The sequence below is a fragment of the Streptomyces sp. MRC013 genome (assembly GCF_023614235.1).
Classification (GTDB): domain Bacteria; phylum Actinomycetota; class Actinomycetes; order Streptomycetales; family Streptomycetaceae; genus Streptomyces.
In genome coordinates, this window is the sequence record NZ_CP094264.1 from 2,077,396 (window position 1) to 2,098,184 (window position 20,789).

20 protein-coding genes and 1 pseudogene are annotated in these 20,789 nt (G+C 75.0%); 6 read left to right on the plus strand and 15 right to left on the minus strand.

Going from position 1 to position 20,789, the window contains the following annotated elements; all coding sequences use genetic code 11:
* Nucleotides 1-22: 22 nt before the first annotated feature.
* The 5 genes and pseudogenes from LUW75_RS09375 to LUW75_RS09395 all read right to left on the minus strand — a co-directional run bounded on the left by LUW75_RS09375 (nt 23) and on the right by LUW75_RS09395 (nt 4,559).
* On the minus strand, nt 23-628 hold the full coding sequence (locus LUW75_RS09375) for an amidohydrolase family protein (RefSeq protein ID WP_250335190.1): 606 nt from the start codon (nt 626-628) through the stop codon (nt 23-25).
* 11 nt (nt 629-639) lie between these two features.
* Nucleotides 640-1,839, minus strand: coding sequence for a cyclic dehypoxanthinyl futalosine synthase (gene mqnC / locus LUW75_RS09380; protein ID WP_250335191.1), 1,200 nt, complete (start codon nt 1,837-1,839; stop codon nt 640-642).
* Nucleotides 1,840-1,902: 63 nt separating this feature from the next.
* Complete coding sequence (locus LUW75_RS09385) at nt 1,903-2,085, minus strand: hypothetical protein (RefSeq protein ID WP_250335192.1); 183 nt, start codon at nt 2,083-2,085, stop codon at nt 1,903-1,905.
* 318 nt (nt 2,086-2,403) lie between these two features.
* Nucleotides 2,404-2,604, minus strand: a pseudogene (locus tag LUW75_RS09390) (serine/threonine protein kinase); the annotation flags it as partial.
* A gap of 1,094 nt (nt 2,605-3,698) precedes the next feature.
* Nucleotides 3,699-4,559, minus strand: a complete 861-nt coding sequence (locus tag LUW75_RS09395) for a menaquinone biosynthetic enzyme MqnA/MqnD family protein (RefSeq protein WP_250335193.1) — start codon at nt 4,557-4,559, stop codon at nt 3,699-3,701.
* A gap of 282 nt (nt 4,560-4,841) precedes the next feature.
* Here LUW75_RS09395 and LUW75_RS09400 point away from each other — a divergent pair, with 282 nt between their 5' ends.
* Together LUW75_RS09400 and LUW75_RS09405 are read left to right on the plus strand one after the other, a co-directional pair.
* A complete protein-coding gene (locus tag LUW75_RS09400; protein WP_003967102.1) occupies nt 4,842-5,045 on the plus strand; it encodes a cold-shock protein in 204 nt (67 codons plus the stop codon).
* Nucleotides 5,046-5,468: 423 nt separating this feature from the next.
* Nucleotides 5,469-6,377: an aminoglycoside phosphotransferase family protein gene (locus LUW75_RS09405; protein WP_250335194.1), complete on the plus strand. Its 909-nt coding sequence runs from the start codon at nt 5,469-5,471 to the stop codon at nt 6,375-6,377.
* Nucleotides 6,378-6,650: 273 nt separating this feature from the next.
* On the opposite strand, the gene LUW75_RS09410 is transcribed toward LUW75_RS09405, so the two are convergent.
* The 6 genes from LUW75_RS09410 to LUW75_RS09435 all read right to left on the minus strand — a co-directional run bounded on the left by LUW75_RS09410 (nt 6,651) and on the right by LUW75_RS09435 (nt 12,351).
* Complete coding sequence (locus tag LUW75_RS09410) at nt 6,651-7,307, minus strand: TetR/AcrR family transcriptional regulator (protein ID WP_250335195.1); 657 nt, start codon at nt 7,305-7,307, stop codon at nt 6,651-6,653.
* 248 nt (nt 7,308-7,555) lie between these two features.
* The gene (locus LUW75_RS09415; RefSeq protein ID WP_250335196.1) at nt 7,556-8,872 is read right to left on the minus strand and encodes a dicarboxylate/amino acid:cation symporter; all 1,317 of its coding nucleotides are present in this window, start codon (nt 8,870-8,872) and stop codon (nt 7,556-7,558) included.
* 397 nt (nt 8,873-9,269) lie between these two features.
* A complete protein-coding gene (locus LUW75_RS09420; RefSeq protein ID WP_250335197.1) occupies nt 9,270-9,563 on the minus strand; it encodes a DUF4229 domain-containing protein in 294 nt (97 codons plus the stop codon).
* A gap of 71 nt (nt 9,564-9,634) precedes the next feature.
* Nucleotides 9,635-10,159, minus strand: a complete 525-nt coding sequence (locus LUW75_RS09425; protein ID WP_250335198.1) for a GNAT family N-acetyltransferase — start codon at nt 10,157-10,159, stop codon at nt 9,635-9,637.
* Between the two features lie 465 nt (nt 10,160-10,624).
* The gene (gene mqnE, locus LUW75_RS09430; protein WP_250335199.1) at nt 10,625-11,788 is read right to left on the minus strand and encodes an aminofutalosine synthase MqnE; all 1,164 of its coding nucleotides are present in this window, start codon (nt 11,786-11,788) and stop codon (nt 10,625-10,627) included.
* Nucleotides 11,789-11,895: 107 nt separating this feature from the next.
* Nucleotides 11,896-12,351, minus strand: a complete 456-nt coding sequence (locus LUW75_RS09435; RefSeq protein ID WP_250335200.1) for an Lrp/AsnC family transcriptional regulator — start codon at nt 12,349-12,351, stop codon at nt 11,896-11,898.
* 114 nt (nt 12,352-12,465) lie between these two features.
* On the opposite strand from LUW75_RS09435, the gene LUW75_RS09440 reads away from it, so the two are divergent.
* Entirely contained in the window at nt 12,466-12,624 is a 159-nt protein-coding gene (locus tag LUW75_RS09440) for a hypothetical protein (RefSeq protein ID WP_250335201.1), read from the plus strand.
* Between the two features lie 19 nt (nt 12,625-12,643).
* On the opposite strand, the gene LUW75_RS09445 is transcribed toward LUW75_RS09440, so the two are convergent.
* From LUW75_RS09445 to LUW75_RS09460, 4 genes are all read right to left on the minus strand, one after another.
* Entirely contained in the window at nt 12,644-13,321 is a 678-nt protein-coding gene (locus tag LUW75_RS09445) for a UbiX family flavin prenyltransferase (protein ID WP_250335202.1), read from the minus strand.
* Nucleotides 13,322-13,428: 107 nt separating this feature from the next.
* Nucleotides 13,429-14,349, minus strand: coding sequence for a menaquinone biosynthesis prenyltransferase MqnP (mqnP, locus tag LUW75_RS09450; RefSeq protein ID WP_250335203.1), 921 nt, complete (start codon nt 14,347-14,349; stop codon nt 13,429-13,431).
* Complete coding sequence (locus tag LUW75_RS09455) at nt 14,346-14,840, minus strand: hypothetical protein (RefSeq protein WP_250335204.1); 495 nt, start codon at nt 14,838-14,840, stop codon at nt 14,346-14,348. Before LUW75_RS09455 ends, mqnP begins: the two co-directional genes overlap by 4 nt.
* Nucleotides 14,837-16,288, minus strand: coding sequence for a menaquinone biosynthesis decarboxylase (locus LUW75_RS09460; protein WP_250335205.1), 1,452 nt, complete (start codon nt 16,286-16,288; stop codon nt 14,837-14,839). The genes LUW75_RS09455 and LUW75_RS09460 overlap by 4 nt, the downstream gene beginning before the upstream one ends.
* A 203-nt stretch (nt 16,289-16,491) precedes the next feature.
* On the opposite strand from LUW75_RS09460, the gene LUW75_RS09465 reads away from it, so the two are divergent.
* From LUW75_RS09465 to LUW75_RS09475, 3 genes are all read left to right on the plus strand, one after another.
* Complete coding sequence (locus tag LUW75_RS09465; protein WP_250337609.1) at nt 16,492-16,902, plus strand: PLD nuclease N-terminal domain-containing protein; 411 nt, start codon at nt 16,492-16,494, stop codon at nt 16,900-16,902.
* Between the two features lie 130 nt (nt 16,903-17,032).
* Nucleotides 17,033-19,162, plus strand: a complete 2,130-nt coding sequence (locus LUW75_RS09470) for a hypothetical protein (protein ID WP_250335206.1) — start codon at nt 17,033-17,035, stop codon at nt 19,160-19,162.
* Nucleotides 19,163-19,167: 5 nt separating this feature from the next.
* A complete protein-coding gene (locus LUW75_RS09475) occupies nt 19,168-20,718 on the plus strand; it encodes a type 1 periplasmic-binding domain-containing protein (protein WP_250335207.1) in 1,551 nt (516 codons plus the stop codon).
* The last annotated feature ends 71 nt before the right edge of the window (nt 20,719-20,789 follow it).

A 20,789-nucleotide genomic window follows, 5' to 3' on the forward strand; every position in this document is an offset into this window, starting at 1 on the left:
GCCCCGCCCCGTCCGCGCGCGGTCACACCGCGCGGTGGACGAGCCGCCCGTCGAGGACGGTGGCCACGCACGAGGACGCGCCGCGCCCGGGGAGTTCGGCGGCGTCCCGCACGTCGAAGACGGCGAACCGGGCCGGGCCGCCCGCCCTCGGCGCCCCGGCCCACACGACGGGCCCGCCCGACGCGAACGGGTCCGGGGAGGGTGTCCCGCCCGGCCGGGCGGCCCGCGCGACGACGCCGAGGCCGGCGCGCCGCACCGCGTCCCGTACGGCCGGGGTGCGCGGCTCCCCGGCGACGGCGACCGCGCCGTGGGCGAGCAGCCACCGCACGCCCCGCCGGGCGCTGCCGCCGCGGCGCGCGTCGGTCAGGCCGAGCGCGGCGAGCGCGGGACCGGTGATCGGCGCGGTGCCCAGCGCGCCGGCCTCGCGCGGGTCGGGGTGGTACGCCTCCTCCAGCAGCTCGGGTCCGTAGGCGTTGACCAGGCCGGGCGTGAGGACGCCGGGCCAGCGCCGCACGCGGGCGTCCGGGCGGGCGGCGGCCAGCTCCCCGTACGGTCCGAGGGCGGCGATCCGCGCTCCCTCGACCAGTACGGCGTCACCGGTGGCGGCGGCCACGTGGAGGGTCGGCACGACCGGCCCGCTCAGTCGGCGGCCAGCAGCTTCAGCCCGGGGTGCGCCGTGCCGCCCTCGATGGCCGTGGACGAGATGTGCGAGGCGACGCGGTCGTCGACCGGGTCGTCCGCCGGGTCGTCGTGGACGACGAGGTGCTCGTAGGTCGTGGTGCGCTGCGCCGGGACGCGGCCCGCCTTGCGGATGAGGTCGATGATCTCCAGCCGGTTGGAGCGGTGCCGGGCGCCGGCGGAGGAGACGACGTTCTCCTCCAGCATGATCGAGCCGAGGTCGTCGGCGCCGTAGTGCAGCGACAGCTGGCCGGCCTCCTTGCCGGTGGTGAGCCAGGAGCCCTGGATGTGGGCGACGTTGTCGAGGAAAAGCCGCGCGACGGCGATCATGCGCAGGTACTCGAGGAGCGTGGCCTGCGTCCGGCCCCTCAGGTGGTTGTTCTCCGGCTGGTAGGTGTACGGGATGAAGGCGCGGAAGCCGCCCGTCCGGTCCTGCACGTCGCGGATCATCCGCAGGTGCTCGATGCGCTCGGCGTTGGTCTCGCCGGTGCCCATCAGCATGGTGGAGGTCGACTCGACGCCCAGGCCGTGGGCGATCTCCATGATCTCCAGCCAGCGCTCGCCGGACTCCTTGAGCGGGGCGATCGCCCTGCGGGGCCGCTCCGGCAGCAGCTCGGCGCCCGCCCCGGCGAACGAGTCGAGCCCGGCGGCGTGGATGCGGCGGACGGCCTCCTCGGCGGTCACCCCGGAGATCCGCGCCATGTGCTCGACCTCGGAGGCGCCGAGGGAGTGGATGACGAGCTGCGGGAACGCCTCCTTGATGGCGGCGAAGTGCCTCTCGTAGTACTCCACGCCGAAGTCCGGGTGGTGGCCGCCCTGGAACATGATCTGCGTGCCGCCCAGCTCGACGGTCTCGGCGCAGCGGCGCAGGATGTCGTCGAGGTCGCGGGTCCAGCCCTTGGCGGTGTCCTTCGGCGCGGCGTAGAACGCGCAGAACCGGCAGGCCGTCACGCAGACGTTGGTGTAGTTGACGTTGCGTTCGATGATGTACGTCGCGATGTGCTCCGTACCGGCGTAGCGGCGGCGGCGGGCGGCGTCGGCGGCGGAGCCGAGGGCGTGCAGGGGCGCGGAGCGGTAGAGGTCGAGCGCCTCCTCCGGGGTGATCCGCCCACCGGCGGCGGCACGGTCGAGAACGGACTGGAGCTCGGCCTTCTCGGTCACCGGGTGCGTACCTTTCGCCAGCTTGCGGACGGACCGGACCAGCGTACGCCAGCGCCTCCGGGGCTATTCCGCGCGGTCCGGGGTGGCGTGCGGGCGTCCGGCGGCGGCGGCGTCGGAGGTGTAGTGGAGGCCGCCGCCCCCGAGGCGCGGGGTGACGGTGTGGGTCCCGCCGGTGCACACGCCGGTGGACGCGTCGCTCGCCGAGCCGTCGGCGACGAGGGTGTCGGCGGTGGCGGTGCGCAGCACGAGGGTGTCCTCGCAGATCCTGTCGCCGAGGATGTCGTGCTAGACGACCCGGCCCACCTCCCGCCCCACCGCGCCGCCGCGCGGGGTCACGGTGAAGGTGCCCGCCGGGATGTCCCCGATGGCACCGGCCCCGGCGGTCACCCGGCCCTTCCACGTCCCGAGGAACGCCCGGGGCACCGTGGCGCCGGCCGACGCGCTGGAGGCGCCGCCGCCGGGCCGCTGGGCGATCGGGGTGCGCCGCCGCCCGGCAGCAGGTCGAACAGGAGGGCCGCGCCCACGAGCACGGCGGCGAGGGCGCTCGCGACGGCGAGGGCGGAGGCGCGGCCGGGCCGCCTCCCGGCGGAACCGGGCGCGGAACTCCTCGTCCAGCGCGAGGTGCTCGTGCACCACCTTCACGGCCACGGTGCGGCCGCCCTCGCTGCGGGCCAGGTGGACGCGGCCCATGCCATCCGAGCCGAGCCCGCCCAGCAGCCGGTACGGGCCGATCGCCCTCGGTTCGTCCGCCTCCAGCGGTCGCATCCGTCCCGCTCCCCCCGCTCCGTGCCCGTGCGCGTACCGACGACACGTAGGGGCCCCGGCGGCCGGGACCACGGGGACCGCCCGCACCGCGGGACCGGCCGGTCCGCCCGCGCCTCCGCCCACCCGGCCGAAGGCCGCGGCCCGCCCCGCCCCCGCCGAAGGCCCGCGGGGGGCCGTCCCCTCCCGGACCGGAGTGCCCCGCCGTGAAACGCCCGCTCAGGTCCCTCGCGGCCGTCGCCGCCGTCGCCGTCCCCGGCCCGCGCGGGCGGACCGGCCTCGTTCGACACCCCGCCGGCACCGACCGGGGCGAGCGCCCCGCCCCGCCGGGGCCGGCCACCCGGCCTTCCGCGGGCGCGGGTGCGGGGGACGCTCGCGCCGACCGGGCCGGGGGCGGAGTTCACGGTCGGGAACACCGTCGGCGACGGGACGGGGATCGGCGTCACCACCCCGGCGGGCCGGAAGCCGGGCTTCACCGGCGGGGTGCGGGGCCGGGCGCCCCCGCGGTGTTTCGGGCCCCGGTACGCGGAAAACGGCTTCCCGGTGCCGATCGCCCCGCCGGGCGGAAACGGCTGTCCGGGGAATTACCGGACGGGCACCCGGATGACGGAAGACGTTCCCGATTTCGTCAGGGCGGATTTCCGTACGTTCACCTCGCGGGACGGCCGGGCCTTCACGGGATCGCCGTCGGGTGCGTTCGTCGGCCCGAAGTCGGTCCTGAAGCACCCCGACGCGTTCAAGGCCGTGATCGCCCCGGATCCGGGCACCGTGCCGGATTCGCCGCCGCGGGCGGGGCACCGGGCGGAAAAGGCCGCCGACGCCCCGGAGAAACCCGCCCGGTCCCCCTCCGCCCGGCCCTGCGCACCGGACGGGGACGCGCATCCGGCGTTCCGGATCGGCACGGAGGAGCCCGGCCCGGGCGAGCTCCGCTCCTGCGTCCGGGACCACGGCGGGGGGCGGGCGGGGGCCCGCCCGGAGGTCGTCCGGGGCGGCGGCCACGACGCGCGGACGTACATGCGGACGTACAGGGGGGCGCGGGCGACGGCTCGGTACGGTGGATCGGCGGGCACGTGCTCGCCCCGTCCCCTCCCGGTGACTCAGCCCTCCCCGCCGCCGAGCAGGTCGACCCGCACCTCGGCGGGGAACCCGCTCGTCGGACCGGTCCGGCGGGCGAACTCCCGGACGCCGGCGAGCTGCTCAGCGCCGAAGCGGAAGTCGAGCGTGGTGAAGTACCGCTCCAGCAGCTCCGCGTCGAACGCCTCCCAGCGCGCGGCCTGCTCGGCGACCTTGGCGACCTCCTCCAGCGAGAGGTCCCGCGACGCGAGGAACGCCTCGTGCACCCCCCGCACGACGGCGGGCTCCCGCTCCAGGTAGTCGCGCCGCACGGCCCACACCGCGAAGACGAACGGCAGCCCCGTCCACTCCTTCCACATCAGCCCCAGGTCGTGGACCTGGAGGCCGAGGCGCGGCGCGTCGTGCAGGGAGGCCCGCAGCGCGGCGTCGCCGATGAGGACGGCCGCCTCCGCCTCCTGCATCATCAGGCCCAGGTCAGGCGGGCAGGTGTAGTAGTCGGGGGCGACGCCGTACCGCTCGGCGAGCAGCAGCTGCGCGAGGCGCACCGAGGTGCGGGAGGTGGAGCCCAGCGCGACCCGGGCCCCGTCGAGCCGTTCCAGGGGCTGCTGGGAGACGATCACGCAGGACATGACGGGCCCGTCGCAGCCGACGGCCAGGTCGGGGAAGGCGACCAGCCGGTCGGTGTGGCGCAGGTACTCCACGAGGGTGATCGGCCCGATGTCGAGGGCGCCCTCGACGAGCCGCTCGCTGAGCCGCTCGGGGGTGTCTTTGGTCAGCTCCAGGTCGAGCAGCGCGCCGGTGCGGGCGAGCCCCCAGTAGAGGGGCAGGCAGTTCAGGAACTGGATGTGCCCGACGCGCGGCCGGGTTCGCCGAGATTTGTCCACATCGCGAGGCTAGACCCCGTCCCGTCTGCGGCTTCCCACCGGGTGGACCCGCCCGCCGACCCGATCCGGCACCCGCGCGCCCGAACGTCCGGACGGCCTTGCGCCGGGGTGATCTCCGCCTCTACCCATACGCGGAGACAGCGTGCTACGCTCGACGCAAGTTGCAGTTTGGTTTCCCTTGCAGTACAGAGCCTGCGGAGCATGTGACCCGCAGGCTTTTGTAGTTTTCAGACTTGTTTGCAGGTTCTGGAGCAGGGCAACCCTTTGGCCCAAGGAGGGCTTATGGCTACCGGAACCGTCAAGTGGTTCAACGCTGAAAAGGGCTTTGGCTTCATCGCCCAGGACGGCGGCGGCCCGGATGTCTTCGTCCACTACTCCGCGATCAACGCGTCTGGCTTCCGCTCCCTCGAGGAGAACCAGGTCGTGAACTTCGACGTCACGCAGGGCCCGAAGGGTCCGCAGGCGGAGAACGTCACCCCGGCCTGATTGGGCAGGGTCGGCGATCGCGCACGACTTAGCAGTACCCAAGGGGTCCGCCTCCCGCATTCCGGTGCGGGAGGCGGGCCCCTGCCTCTGTTCCCGGGAATGCGCCCCGGGTTCCCGCCCGCGAGCCGGACCCGGGCGCGCCGCCGCCCGAGGGGACGGCCGCGCGCCGCCCCGCGTCGCCGAGCCGGCCGCGGCCTCGCCCGCGCCGTGGGGTCCGCCGCCGGCTCGGGCCGACGGCCGGTCCGGGTCCGGATTCGCCCCGGACCCGGCCCCGGACGGCCCCGAGCGGTCCCGGGACGCGGCCCGGTCCTCCGGTGAGGTGCCCCGGCCCGGCGGCACCGGGAGGTGGCGGACCGGGCGGCCGGGGCCGGCCCGGTGGAAAGTCGCTGGCCCGCCGCTCCGTCCGGCGGCGAGACTCCCGGCATGGCACTTCACGAGGACGAGATCCCGGTCGACGAGGCGCTGGTCCGGTCGCTGCTGGAGGCGCAGTGCCCGGAGTGGGCCGGTCTGCCGCTGTCGCCCGCGGGCGCGGGCACCGACAACACCATGTACCGGCTGGGCGACGACCTGCTCGTACGCCTCCCCCGCACCCCCGGCAGCGGCCGGTCCCTGCTGAAGGAGCAGGAATGGCTCCCCCGCCTGGCGCCCCTCCTCTCGTTCCCGGTCCCCGAGCCCGTGCACGCCGGGACTCCCACCGGGGCCTTCCCCGCGGCCTGGTCGGTCCACCGCTGGATCGACGGCGACGAGGCCGGTCCGGACACCGTCCGGGACTGGGCCGCCTTCGGCTCCGACCTGGCGGCGGTCGTGGCGGAACTCCACGGCACCGACCTCATGGGGGCGACCCGGGCGGACGGCCTCAGCTGGTACCGCGGAGGCGGCCTGGAACCGTGCGACCGGTGGGTCGGCGGGTGCCTCGACGACTGCCGCGCCCTCGTGGGCTCCGAGATCGACGTCGACGCCCTGGAACGGTCGTGGCGGGCCGCGCTCGCCCTGCCCGGGCCCTCCGGCCCCCACGTGTGGCTCCACGGCGACCTCAGGCCGGCCAACCTCCTGGTCCGGGAGGGGCGGCTTCACGCGGTCATCGACTTCGGAGGGCTCTCGGTGGGTCTTCCCGACGCCGAGCACGCCGCCGTCTGGGACCTGCCGCCCCAGGCGCGGCGGGCCTACCGGGACGCCCTGGACCTCGACGAGGCGACCTGGACGCGCGCCCGCGCCTGGGCGATCGCGGTGGGCGTCGGCGGGATCTCCTACTACCGGCACACCTTCCCCGCCTTCGTCGCCGAGTGCAGGGCACGGCTCCGGTCGATCGTCGCCGACGACGCCGCACGCTGAGCGGCCCTCCGGCCCGGGAGGGAGTGCGCGGGGGCGGACGGGCGGAGGAGCGGTACGGCGCGGGGGCGCGGCGCCGGACCGGGCGAGCACCTCGCCGGGCAGCGGCGCACCGGGCGGCCGGGCAGTGCCGGGGCGGAGCGCCGGGCGCGGAGGCGAGGCCTCCCGGGGGCCGCGCGCCGTCCGGCCCGCCGCCACCCGAGCCGCACCCCCGCCGGCCCCGCACGACCCGTACCCCACCCCCGCCGGCCCGCGCCACCCGCGCGGGTCGCGGCCTCAGCGGCGGCTCGTCCCCGGCGGTGCGGACCCGTCGGGGTCCCCCGCCGCGCCGGCCGGTCCCGGCGCCTGCGGGCACCCACCGCGCACGAGGGCGTCCAGCCCCGTCCAGGCCAGGCGCATCAGCGTCTCCGTCGCCTCGCGGGCGGTCATGCCCGGCACGGTGTTCGCCCAGTCGGCGAGCGACTCCGCGGCGCCGACGAGGGCGCGGGCGAGGCCCGCCGCGTCGCGGTCCGTGAGCGCCGGGTCCCGGCATGTCTCGTGGACCGCGGCGGCGATCAGGGAGGCGACGAAGTCGGCGATCTCCTCCCGCAGCGCCACCGCCTCCGCCGCGAACGGCTCGCTGTGGGTACGGGTCTGGCGGCGCAGCACCGTCCAGCCGTCCGGATTGCCGACGGTGTGGGTGAAGAAGGCGGTGAGGCCCGACCGCAGCCTGCGGTCGGCGGGGGCGTCCGGCCCCGGCTCCTCCGCCCCCGCCCGGACGGCGGCCATCAGGGCGGCGGCCTCACGGCGGACGCAGGCGGTGAAGAGGTCCTTCTTGGAGTTCAGGTAGAGGTACACCAGCGGCTTGGACGCGCCCGCGAGTCCGGCGATCTCCTCCATGGACGCCTCCCGGTACCCCCGGCGTCCGAAGACCCGCACGGCGGCGTCGAGCATCTGCCGCTCCCGCGTCGCCCTCGGGAGCCGCCTCCCCCGCGCCGCGGGGGCCGTCGGCCGTGTCCGGGCCGCTCCCGGCGCCCCCGCGTGCCGCGTGCGCCTCCGTGCCGTCACCCGTGTCGTTCACGCGCGCCCCGCCCTCCTCGTACCCGGCAGCCCGTAAGACTACGGGCCGGCGCACCGCCCCCGAACGCCCCGGTCCCCCGCCGGAGTTCGGCGGGGGACCGGGGTGCGTGCGGGGAGGGGCGTCAGGCCGCGACCGGCGACGCCTCCCGCGTCCCGTACCCGTCGACCGGGGAGGCCGAGGCCGCGTTGTACGCGTCGAGGTCGAGGATCTTCTCGCGCGCGGCGACGACCACCGGGACGAGCGCCTGCCCGGCGACGTTCGTGGCGGTGCGCATCATGTCGAGGACCGGGTCGATCGCCATGAGCAGGCCGACGCCCTCCAGGGGCAGGCCCAGCGTGGACAGGGTCAGCGTCAGCATGACCGTGGCACCGGTCAGGCCGGCCGTGGCGGCCGAACCGATCACCGAGACGAGCGCGATGAGCAGGTACTCCTTGACGCCCAGCTGCACGTCGAAGATCTGCGCGATGAAGATCGCGGCGAGGGCCGGGTAGATGGCGGCGCAGCCGTCCATCTTCGTGGTGGCGCCGAACGGGACGGCGAAGGAGGTGTACTCCTTGGGCACGCCGAGGCGCTCGGTGACCTTGACCGTGACGGGCATGGTGCCGACGGAGGAGCGGGAGACGAAGGCCAGCTGGATCGCGGGCCAGGCGCCCTTGAAGAACTGCAGCGGGCTGACCTTGGCGACCGTCGCCAGCAGCAGCGGGTACACGCCGAACATCACGAGCGCGCAGCCGATGTAGACGTCGGCGGTGAAGGTGGCGTACTTGCCGATCAGGTGCCAGCCGTACTCGGCGATGGCGTAGCCGATGAGGCCGACGGTGCCGATCGGGGCGAGGCGGATGACCCACCACAGGGCCTTCTGGAGCAGCTCCAGGACCGACTCGGCGAACGTGAGGATCGGCTGGGCCCGCTCGCCGAGCTTGAGGGCGGCGACGCCGGCGACGGCGGCCATGAAGACGATCTGCAGGACGTTCAGCTCGGTGAAGGGCGTGATCACGTCGGTCGGGACGATGCCGGTGAGGAAGTCCAGCCAGGACCCGGAGTTCTCCGGCTTCTGGCCGTCCTTCGGGGTCAGGCCGGTACCCGCGCCGGGGTCGGTGAGCAGGCCGAGGACGAGGCCGATGACGACCGCGATCAGCGACGTGATCATGAACCAGAGGAGGGTGCGGGAGGCCAGCCGGGCGGCGTTGTTGACCTTCCGCAGGTTGGTGACGGACACCAGGATCGCGAAGAAGACCAGGGGGGCGACGGCCAGCTTCAGCAGCTGGACGAAGATGTGGCCCACCTTGTCGAGGGTGGTGTAGAGCCACTGGACGTCGTGGCTGCGGGCGATCCAGCCGAGGACCACGCCGAGGACGAGGCCGGCGACGATCTGGGCCCAGAAGGGCACCTTGGGCAGGCGGCGCGAGGGCGCGGGCGCGGTTGAGGGCGCGGACACGGACACACTCCGGGAGGGCGTGAGGAGGTACGGCGGGTTCGGTGGTGCGGCGGGCGCGGTGGCCGCGCACGGGCGGCGCGGCCGCGGGGCCGGCGGGTGGAGCGGCCGCGGGGCCGGCGGGTGGAGCGGGCGGGGCTCAGACCCCGCCGCGACAGGCCGCGGACGCGCAGAGGCACAGGTCGACGTGGAGGGCGCGCCACGAGCGGGACGCTCGCGGTCGTGTGGCGGGGGCGCACTGCGGTCTCCATACGAAGACGTTAACACCTGAACTTTGAGGACCCCAAAGCCATTCTTTTACAGGGAGGCCAAGGTCACAACCTGGGAATGACGACACCCCGGACGGAAGAGGTCGTTCCGGTCCGGGGTGGTGGCGGGAGGCCGCTCCGTGTGACGGACGTTATGCGCCGTCCTCCCGCGTGCGGTTGGCCTCCAGCCGCGCCTTGGCGCTGCCGACCTTCTCCGCGATCTGCGCGGACATCGCCTCGCGCTGCCTGCGCAGCAGGACGAAGCTGAGCGGCGCCGACACGACGACGGAGAGCAGCAGCACCCACGGCACGTTGGCCCTCCCGAGTCCGCGCGGGAGGAGCCCGAAGTGGACCAGCGCGTAGAGGACGACGAAGCAGGCGGCGAAGACGCCGAGGCGCATGAGCGTGTACTTCAGGGCGGCGCTCGACCTGGTGGTGGCGGTCACGTGGGGCCTTCTTCCTTCTCCGTGCTCCGTACCGAGGTTCTCTCCGACCAGTGAAACACGGGCGGAACGGATCATTTCAGGGGGAGCAGCATGATGATGTCGTCCCGGTACTCGCCCTCGCCGACCCGGATGGCGTCCGGGACGCGGCCGACCTCCTTGTAGCCGCACGACGCGTAGAACCGCTCCAGGCCCAGGCCGCCGCGGCAGGTGAGCCGCACCGCCTCGACGCCGTCCATGCCGCGCGCGGCGTCCTCGCAGGCGGCGAGGAGGGCGCGGCCGTACCCCCTGCCCTGGTGGCGGGGGTGCACCATGACGGTGTACAGCCACACCCAGTGGGACATGAGGGAGTGGTCGTTGAGGGCGATGAACGCGGTGGCGGCGACGGAGCCGTCCCCGTCGTACCCGGTGAGCAGCCGCATGCGGCCCGCGCCCATCGCGGTCAGGTGCTGGAGCCACTGCGGACGGATGTCCTCGGGCGTCACCGGCGGGACGAAGCCGACGGCACCGCCGGCGTTGGTGACGTCCGCCCACAGGGCGAGGACGCCGTCGCCGAGGTTCCGGTCGACGGGCGGGTCCAGTACGAAGTCGATCGCCATGCCCCGACGATAGGCGGCCCGGCCGCGGGCGCGGACGGCGCCCCGGGGGCGGCCGGTCCGGCACGCGCCCGCCGCGCGCGGCACCGCCGAGGGGCGGACCGGCGCGGCGGGGCGTGCGACGCGGCCCCGGGCGGCGGGAGGGCGGCGCGGCGCTCCGTCACCCGAAGGCGTGAGCCGGGCGGCGCCCCGCCGGCGTCCGCTCCGGGCGCGGCGAGGGCGAGGGGCGCCCGGGGCGGCGGGGTACGGCGCCCCGTCCGCGCCGGCCGCGCGGGTGCCCGGACGCCGGCCGGGCGCCTCCGGGCGGCGGGAGGACGCGCCGACCGGCCGGGCGCCCCGGGCGGAGGGGAGCGCCGGCGGGTCACGGGCAGGACGGGCACGCGGCCGGGGCCGTGCCACCGGGTGCCCCGGGTGCCGGGAGCGGCGGCCGGGCGCCGGGGCGCCTCCCCGCGGACCGCCGCCGGGAGGTCACAGGCGCATGGGCTGGGGCGACTCGCGGCGGGAGGCGTCCGGACCCGGGTACTCGCGGATGACCTCGTAGCGCGTGTTGCGCTCCACCGGGCGGAAGCCGGCGTCGCGGATCAGCTCCAGCAGGTCGTCCCGCGTGAGCTTGTTCGGCGTGCCGTAGTTGTCCGCGTCGTGGGTGATCTTGTACTCGACGACCGAGCCGTCCATGTCGTCCGCGCCGTGCTGGAGGGCGAGCTGGGCGGTCTGGAGGCCGTGCATGACCCAGAAGACCTTCACGTGCGGCACGTTGTCGAACAGCAGCCGCGAGACCGCGAAGGTCTTCAGCGCCTCCGCCCCGGTGGCCATCGTCGTGCGGGCCTGGAGGCGGTTGCGGATCTTGCCGTCCTTCATGTCCACGAAGTCGTGCTGGTACCGCAGCGGGATGAAGACCTGGAAGCCGCCGGTCTCGTCCTGCAGCTCGCGCAGGCGCAGCACGTGGTCGACGCGGTGGCGGGGTTCCTCGACGTGCCCGTACAGCATGGTGCAGGGGGTCTTCAGGCCCTTGGAGTGCGCGAGGCGGTGGATGCGCGACCAGTCCTCCCAGTGGGTGTCGTGGTCGACGATGTGCTGCCGGACCTCCCAGTCGAAGATCTCCGCGCCGCCGCCGGTCAGCGACTCCAGCCCGGCGTCGATCAGCTCGTCGAGGATCTCCGAGGCGGACAGGCCGGAGATCTTCTCGAAGTGGTGGATCTCGGTCGCGGTGAACGCCTTGAGGGAGACGTTCGGCAGGGCCTTCTTCAGCTCGCTCAGCGACCGGGGGTAGTAGCGCCACGGCAGGTTGGGGTGGAGCCCGTTGACGATGTGGAGTTCGGTGAGGTTCTCCGACTCCATCGTCCTGGCGAGGCGGACGGCCTCCTCGATGCGCATGGTGTACGCGTCCTTCTCGCCGGGCTTGCGCTGGAACGAGCAGTACGCGCACGACGCCGTGCACACGTTGGTCATGTTGAGGTGCCGGTTGACGTTGAAGTGGACCACGTCGCCGTTCTTGCGGGTGCGCACCTCGTGGGCCAGGCCGCCGAGCCAGGCGAGGTCGTCCGACTCGTACAGGGCGATGCCGTCCTCGCGGGTCAGCCGTTCCCCGGACCGGACCTTCCCCTCCAGTTCGCGCTTGAGCCCCGCGTCCATAACGCTCCGCCTCCCACTACGTCGACCCGATGTCACCTGCGCCCGACGGGCCCACCCACCGTACTCCCCCGCCCCGGAGGCGGGGCCACCCGCCGCCACCCCGGGGCTCACACCTCCCCGGGGAGGTCCCCGACGCGGTTCTCCCACTTGGTGGAGAGCACGATCGTGGTGCGGGTGCGGGACACCCCCTTGGTGCCGGACAGCCGGCGGATGATCTTCTCCAGGCCGTCCACGTCGCCGGCGCGGATCTTGAGCATGTACGAGTCGTCGCCGGCGATGAACCAGCAGTCCTCGATCTCCGGCAGGTCCCTCAGCCGGCGCGCCACGTCCTCGTGGTCGGCGGCGTCGGAGAGGGAGATGCCGATCAGCGCCGTCACCCCGAGGCCCAGGGAGGCGGAGTCGACGGTCGCGCGGTAGCCGGTGATGACCCCGGCCGCCTCCAGGCGGTTGATGCGGTCGGTGACGGAGGGCCCGGAGAGCCCCACGAGGCGGCCCAGCTCGGCGTACGAGGCCCTGCCGTTCTCCCGCAGAGCCTGGATGAGCTGCCTATCCACGGCGTCCATATACCTGAAGCCTTCCATTAATCAGCAATACAGCAAGTACGGGTGTAGAATCTAAGGCATGCAGGGGAGGTTCCCTGCGATTGAGTCAATCGATCAACGACGATCCCTCAGGAGATGACACTCACCGTGTACACGATCGAGATGGCCTACGCCCAGATGCGCTACCTGCGGGAGCAGGCCCATGGCTCGCGTGTCCCCACGGCCGTCGTCGCCGCCCGCCGCGAGGCTGCGAGCGAGCGGCGCGTCGCCGCGTTCCGTACGAAGAAGCGCTGACCCCGGCGGCACCGGGCCGTCAGTCCCTCCGGGAGCCACCGAGCTCTCCCTTCCAGCGGCGGTACAGCCGGTGCGGCACCCCTGCCGCGTCCAGCACCCGCCCGGCGACGAAGTCCACCAGGTCCTGGATGTGCGTCGCCCCCGCGTAGAACGCCGGAGAGGCGGGCAGCACCACGGCTCCCGCCTCGTCCAGCGCCACCAGCTGCTTGAGCGTCTGCCCGTTCAGCGGGGTCTCCCGCACGGCCACCACCAGCGGGCGGCGCTCCTTCAGCACCACGCTCGCCGACCTCTGCAGCAGGTCCTTCGACAGCCCCAGCGCCACCCCGGCCACACAGGCCGTGGACGCGGGCACGATCAGCATCCCCCTGGCCGGGTACGACCCCGACGAGGGCCCCGCGGCGAGGTCGCCCGCCGCCCAGTGGCGCACGTCCGCCCCGGCCACGTCCACGTCGAACGCCCGCGGCCCGCCGTCCGCGCCGCGCGACAGCCACTCCCCCAGGTCCTCGCGCCAGTGCGCGTCCCGGAAGGGGATCCCGGTCTCGTCCAGCAGCGTCAGCCGCGACGCGCGGGACACCACCAGGTCGACGGCCTCCCCCGCCGCGAGCAGGCCGCGCAGCACGGCCGCCGCGTAGGGCGTCCCCGACGCCCCGGACACCCCGACGATCCACGGACGACGCTGCTCCTCTGCCTGATCCACGCCGACGAGCCTATCCGTCCGCCCCCGCGGGCCGCCGCGCGCGGGCCCGCCCGGCCCGGGGAGCGTCCACCGGCGGGCGCCGGGGCGCCCGGCGGCCCGGACGCCCCTCAGACGGTCAGGCCGCGCACCACGAGGTCGACGAGGGCGCAGCCGAACAGGGCGATGCCGATGAAGCCGTTGACCGTGAAGAACGCCCTGTTCAGGCGGGACAGGTCGCCGGGCCGCACGATCGAGTGCTCGTAGAGGAACGCGCCGCCGACGATCGCCAGCCCGGCCCAGAACCACGCCCCCGCGCCGGTCAGCAGCGCGTACCAGGCCAGGAGCGCCATCGTCACCGCGTGGCAGCCCCGCGCCCCGTACAGCGCGGCCGGGACGCCGAAGCGGGCCGGTACCGACAGCACGCCGTGCGCCCGGTCGGCGCTCACGTCCTGGCACGCGAAGATCAGGTCGAAGCCGCCGATCCACACCCCGACGGCGAGGCCCAGCACCACGGCGTCCCACGACCACGCCCCGGTGACCGCGAGCCAGGCGCCGACCGGGCCGATGGCCTGCGCCAGGCCGAGGATCGCGTGCGGGAAGTTCGTGAACCGCTTGCCGTAGGGGTAGACGACCATCGGGACGACCGCGGCGGGGGCGAGCGCCAGGCACAGCGGGTTCAGCAGCGCCGCGGCGCCCAGGAAGACGGCGAGGGCGACGAGCGCCCCGGTCCACGCGGACCGCACGGACATCGCGCCGGTGACCAGCTCCCGGCCGGCCGTGCGCGGGTTCCGGGCGTCGATCCCCCGGTCGATGATCCGGTTGCACGCCATGGCGAAGGTGCGGAGCCCGACCATGGCGGCGGTGACCAGGAGCAGCGTCCCCCACGCGACCCTCCCGCCGTGCAGGGACATCGCCGTCAGGGAGGCGATGTAGGCGAAGGGCAGCGCGAAGACCGAGTGCTCGATCATCACCAGGCGCAGGAAGGCCTTCACCCCGCCGAGCGGCCCCCGGGCGGGGACCGGGCCCGCGACGCCGTCGGTGGTCGTCATGAGGCGAGGCTCCCGAGGAACGCGTCGAGGTCGGCCAGCAGTTCGGCGGTGGGCACCGGCCCCGTCTCCACGGTGCGCGGGAGCGAGACGCCGTCGTCGGGCGGGGTTACCCGGGCGGTGAAGGCGTACGCGGCGCCACCGGCCGGGCGGGCGTCCAGCCGCAGCACGGCCCCGCCGTCGACCGTGAACGGCCCGGGCGTGCCGCCGGGCGCCGACGCGGCGGCGAGTTCGGCGCGCAACCGCTCGGCGAAGCCGGCCGGTTCGGCGTCCCGCACGCCGGGCAGCTCGAACCCGTCGCCCTCGCCGCCGTCCTCGACCATGACCGCCCAGACGTCGCCGGGGCCCGCGAACTCCCCGGGGTCCACGCCCGCCCGCTCGGCGGCCAGCCGGACGCCCGGGTCGGCCGGGTCGAGCTCCGGGCGCACCAGCGCCACGTAGGAGGTGCCCGTCCCGATGAAGAGGGCCGGGCCGCCCACGGGTACGGGGCTCACAGGCCGTACTCCTTCCAGCGCCGCGTCACCTTCGCGGCGACCGCCGGGTCGGACCGGATCATCTCGGGCCAGCCGCCGTCCCGCACGTAGCCCTCCTCGGGCCACTTGCGGGTGGCGTCGACGCCTGCCTTGCCGCCCCAGAACTTCTGGTACGAGGAGTGGTCGAGGTGGTCCACGGGGCCCTCGACGACGGTGAGGTCGCGGGAGTAGTCGACGTTCCCCAGCGCGCGCCAGGAGACCTCGTGCAGGTCGTGCACGTCGCAGTCGGAGTCGACGACCACGATGAGCTTGGTCAGCGACATCATGTGCGCGCCCCACACGGCGTGCATGACCTTCTGGGCGTGCTTCGGGTACTTCTTGTCGATCGAGACGATCGCGCAGTTGTGGAAGCCGCCCGACTCCGGCAGGTGGTAGTCGACGATGTCCGGGACGATGATCTTGAGGAGGGGCAGGAAGAAGCGCTCCGTCGCCCGGCCCAGCGGCCCGTCCTCGGTCGGCGGGCGGCCGACGACGATCGACTGGAGCAGGGGGCGGCGGCGCATCGTGACGCAGTCGACGGTGAGCGCCGGGAACTCCTCCTGCGGCGTGTAGAAGCCCGTGTGGTCGCCGAACGGGCCCTCCGGCAGCGTCCTGCCCGGCTCCAGCCAGCCCTCCAGGACCACCTCGGCGTTGGCCGGGACCTGGAGCGGGACGGTCCTGCAGTCGACCATCTCCACGCGCTTGCCCTGGAGGAAGCCGGCGAACAGGTACTCGTCGATGTCCTCGGGCAGCGGCGCGGTCGACGCGTACGTCACGGCGGGCGAGGTGCCGAAGGCGATGGCGACGGGCAGGCGCTCGCCGCGGCGGGCGGCGACCTGGTAGTGGTTGCGGCTGTCCTTGTGGATCTGCCAGTGCATGCCGATGGTGCGGCGGTCGTGGCGCTGGAGGCGGTAGAGGCCGAGGTTGCGGACGCCGGTCTCGGGGTGCTTGGTGTGGGTCAGGCCCAGGTTGAAGAACGAGCCGCCGTCCTTCGGCCAGGTGAACAGCGCGGGCAGCGCGTCGAGGTCCACGTCGTCGCCGCGCAGGACGACCTCCTGCACCGGGGCGTCCTTGACCTTGCGCGGCGGCACGTGGGCCATGGCGCCGAGCTTCCCGAACGCCTCCCGCACGCCGACGAACCCGCTCGGCACCTCGGGCCTGAGCAGACCGCCGATCCGGTCGCCGATCTCCCCGTACGAGGAGAGGCCGAGGGCCTTGAGGAGGCGGCGGTCGGTGCCGTAGACGTTCATCGCCAGGGGCATCGAGGAGCCCTTGACGTTCTCGAACAGCAGCGCCGGCCCGCCGGCCTTTTGGACCCGGTCGACGATCTCCCCGACCTCCAGGTGCGGGTCCACTTCGGCCCTGATGCGCTTGAGGTCGCCTTCTCGCTCCAGTGCCCGGAGCAGCGAGCGCAGATCGTCGTAAGCCATGGTGTCCAGTATCCCGGAGCCCTCCTCCGCCCCGCGCCCGGCCCCGGCCCGGCGTCCCCGGGCCGGGGCCGGTGGCCGGGGAGGCCGGGGAAGCGGAGGCCGGGGGCGCGTACGGCAGGGGGTCCGGGGCGACCCGATACCCTGGAGGCGTCACCGGGATCCGCCGCGTGCGGCCCGCCAGCGGAATCAGGGGGCTGTCCCACATGCTCAGGGCGCTGATGTACATCCTGCCGATCGCGCTGACGATCTACGCGTTCATCGACTGCCTGAACACCCCCGAGGACGAGGTCGAGCACCTGCCGAAGGTGGCGTGGGTCTTCATCATCCTGCTGTTCTGGGTCGTCGGCCCCGTCGTCTGGATCGCCGCGGGCAGGACGCGCCGCGCCCCGGCCGGCGACCGCGCGCCCGGCGAGCGGCAGCGCGGCCGCCGCGGGTGGGTGGCCCCCGACGACAATCCCGAGTTCCTGAAGTCCCTCCGCGAGGGGAACGCCGAGGACCAGTCCCTCCTCGAGGGCTGGGAGGCCGACCTCCGCCGCCGCGAGGAGGAGTTGAGGCGCCGCGAGCAGGGCGACGGCGGCAAGGGCAGGGGCGACGAGGACCCCGGGCGGCACTGACGTCACGGGGGCGAACCGGTGGGGCACCGGTTCGGAAACTCCCGGCGACATCCCGAACACCCGTGGCTATCCTGCACGTGAAGCCGCGGTGGGACGCTTTCCGCCGCGCTGACGCTGCGGGGGGTGGCGGATGGACAGGGAGCTGTACGGCCGTGAGGCGGTCCTGGCCCCGTCCGGCCTCGTCGCGCGCCTGACCGGCCTCACCCCGTACGACTTCGCGGGCGTCCGCCCCGAGCACGGCGACGACCCGCCCGTCACCGTCTTCACCGGCGGCCGCGGCATGGGCAAGACCGCGCTGCTCAAGCAGATCCGCAACGCCTATCGCCGCGGCACCCCGCTCGCCCTCCTCGACTGCGCGCGCGTGGAGGAGCCCGCCGAGCACGGCCCCGGCTGGACGCCGGTCACCGGCGCCCTCGCCGAGCTGGCCGTGCAGCTGTCGCCGCGCGTGCTGTCGGCGAGACCCGTGCGGTTCCCGCGCCTCGCGCTGGGCCTCGCCGCCGCCGCCAGCATCGGCTGGTCGCAGGAGGACGACGAGCGCGCCCGCCGCGACCTCCAGCGCCTCGGCCCGGTCTTGTCGACCGTCGACGAGTCGCGCGGCACGGCCGCCGCCTGGGTCGGCAAGGTCCTCGCCAAGCTCGCCGCCACGGTCGCGGACGGCGCCGCGCCGTTGGCCGGGATCCTCGCGGAGGCGACGGTGGAGAGCCTCCTGGAGGAGGTGTTCGGCCGCTACCAGCGCCGCTCGGAGAGCTGGTACGGCGCCTACCGCGGCGCCGGCGGGAACGGCAGGCTGGGCCTGCGCCGGCTCGCCGCGGACTTCTCGCAGGGTGGCGCCCGCCGCGCCGACGCCGAGGGCTTCCTCGTCGGCACCCTCGTCGAGGACCTGTGCCGGGCGTACGTCGGCCCGACCCGGCGCGGCACGCGGCGCGGCCGCCCGGTGGTGCTGCTGGACAACGCCCACCTGCCGCTCGGCCGCCGCCTCCTCGAACCGGTCCTCCGGGACCGCGCCGACGGCCGCCGCGACCGGGTCGTCCTCGTCGCGGCCTCCCGCGACCGGGACCACGAGGGGCTGCGCCGCGCGACCCGGCTGCGGCTGCCGGAGGTCGCGCACCGGGCGCCCTGCCCGCGCGGCGCGGACATCACGTCGGGTGTCCTCGCCGTGGAGCTGACGCCGCTGAGCACCGCGCAGACGCGGAGCCTGTTCGACCGGTACGACCCGGACGGCCGCACTCCCCCCGAACTGCCCGGCGGGGTGCACCGGCTGACCGGCGGGCGGCCGGCGGGCGTGGCGCTGCTGGGGCGGGCCGCGGGCCAGGTGCCCGCGGAGGCGCGGGGCGCCCTCACGCCGGGCGCCCTGCTGGACCTGGCGATCGAGGTGCGGGAGGACTCCCCGGCCGTGCCGGTCGCCGCGACGCTGCTGGACGAGCTGCTGCCGGGGCTGCGCCCCGAGGAGACGGCCGCGCTGACCGTGCTGGCGGCGGCGCACGACGAGGACTCGGCGCGGGCGCTGGCCCGCACCCGGCTGCGGGCCGCCTCCGTCGACGGCGACGTGGTGCTGCGGCTGCGGGACGCGCTGCGGGCGGACGGCTGGCCGGCCGGGACGGCGGGGCCCGGCGGGGCGGAGGCGGGCGGGGCCGGGGGGACGGGCGCCGCGCCCTCCCACTTCGTCGCCGATCCGCTGCTGCGCGCCCTCCTCCTGCACCGGCTCCGCTTCCACGACGGCGACGCCCCCGCGCACGCGGCGTGGCGGGCCGTCCACGAGACGCTGCTCGCCCACCACGGCCCGCGCCCCACCCCGTACCGGCTGCGCCAGGAGCTGGCGCTGGGACGCGCGGACGGCGCGGTGACCGCGCTGCGGGAGTGGTTCGGGGACCCGGACGCGGGCGGCTGGCTGGACCGGCTGCTGTTCGTCGCGTCCGCGCCGTACCCGCGCGTCCCGCACCGCACCGGCCCCGACCCGCGCCGCGCGGTGGCGCTCGGGCGGGATCCGGGTGCGGTCGGGGAGCTGGCCGGGCTCGACGAGGCCACGACGGCCCTGCACCAGTCGGTGCGGCGGCTGCTGCACGCGGTGTGGCTGCTCACCGACCCGCTGGCGCTGCCCGACGAGGACGTGGTCGAGCGGATGGCGCACGAGCTGCGCCAGCTGTCCGGCCGCCACCTGACCGGCAGCCTTCCGCTCTGGGACGCGGCCACCCACTGGCCGAGGGACATCCGCGCCCGGCGCACGCCGACGTCGCCGCCGGGCAACGAGGACGGAGCCTGACGAGCATGGAGAACCCCTTCCGGTACCGCGTCTTCTACACCGTCCGCCAGAAACTGGTCACCGGCGCGGTGGTCCTCGCCCTGCTCGTCTGGGGCACCGTCGCCGTGGTGCAGCGCCTCGCCGTGCCCGAGGACCGGTCGTGCGCACCGGGCGTGGCCCGGCCGGCGGGCAGCGACGAGTGCGTCGGTGTCGCCGTCGCCGGGGACGGCTACGACTTCGGCCAGTCGCAGCTCACGCAGGTCGCGGCCGCCATCGGCCGGGAGAACGCCACGCTGGGGGAGGGCCGGTACGCCACGGTCGCCCTGCTGCTGCCCCTGACGTCGACGAGCCCGGGGCTCCGCGAGAAGGTGCTCAACGAACTGCAGGGCGCGTTCGCGCAGCAGTACCGGGCCAACCGGCAGAACAACGAGACCCCGAAGGTACGGCTCGTCCTCGCCAACACCGGCAAGGACAACGTCCACTGGAGGGCCGCCGTCGACCGGCTGAAGGCCATGACGGGCGCCCCGCACCGGCTGCGGGCCGTCTCCGGCATCGCGACCAGCAGCAGCGCCGTGCAGGACGCGGTGGCGGAGCTGACCCGCGCGGGCGTCGCCGTCGTGGGCACTACGATCACCGCGGACGACATCGCCAACGGGCCCGGCGGCCACCGCTTCCCCGGCCTCGCCCGGGTCTCCCCCACCAACGGCGACGAGGCGCGCGCCCTCGCCCACTTCGGCCGGGTGGACGCGGAGAAGGCGCTGATCGTCCACGACACGCGGACCGGCGACCACTACACGGAGACCCTGAGGAGCGCGTTCTCCGACCTGCTGGCCCGCTCCCCGTACGAGCCGCAGCTGTTCACTTCCCCCGAGGACCCGAACGACGAGGGGACGACCGCCAACACGTTCCGGCAGATCACGCACCTGGTGTGCCACGCACGCGCGGAGACGGTGTTCTTCGCCGGACGGCACGTACAACTGCGGCAGTTCATCAACGCGCTGGGGGCGCGCGGCTGCAGGGAGCGCCGGCTCACGGTGCTGACCGGCGACGAGGGCTCGTACCTGGGCGCGGACCCCCAGCTGAACCGGGCGGCGCTGGACACGGGGCTGACGGTCCGCTACGCGGCACTGGCCCACCCGGACGCCTGGCGGGCGCGGCCCGGCTACCGGCCGCCGCGGACGGGCGGATCGGCGGCGGCGTATGGGGAGTTCGTCCGGACGCTCGGCGAGGTGGCGAAGGCGCCGGTGGGGCCGATCGGGCGGACCACGCTCGTGGACGGGCAGACGATCATCGCGTACGACGCGATGGCGACGGCCGTGCGGGCCGTCCGGGAGGCGACGCCCGCGGGCGCCGACGTCCCGCCGGTCGAGGACGTGGGGCGGCAGTGGCCGCAGGTGAAGGGTTCGCTGAAGGTGGAGGGCGCGAGCGGCTGGATCTGCCTGGACAACCACGGAAACCCGTACGACAAGGCGGTCCCGGTGGTGGAGCTGACGCGGGAGGCGCCGCGGTTCGTGGCCATGGCGTGGCCGGAGGGCGAGCCGCCGGCCGCGGACTGCCTCCCGCCGCGGCGCCGGTGACCTCGGGTCCCGGCCGCGGCGGTGGCGCCGGCCGGGACCCGCGGACCGACCCGTTCGGCCCCGGCGGGCCG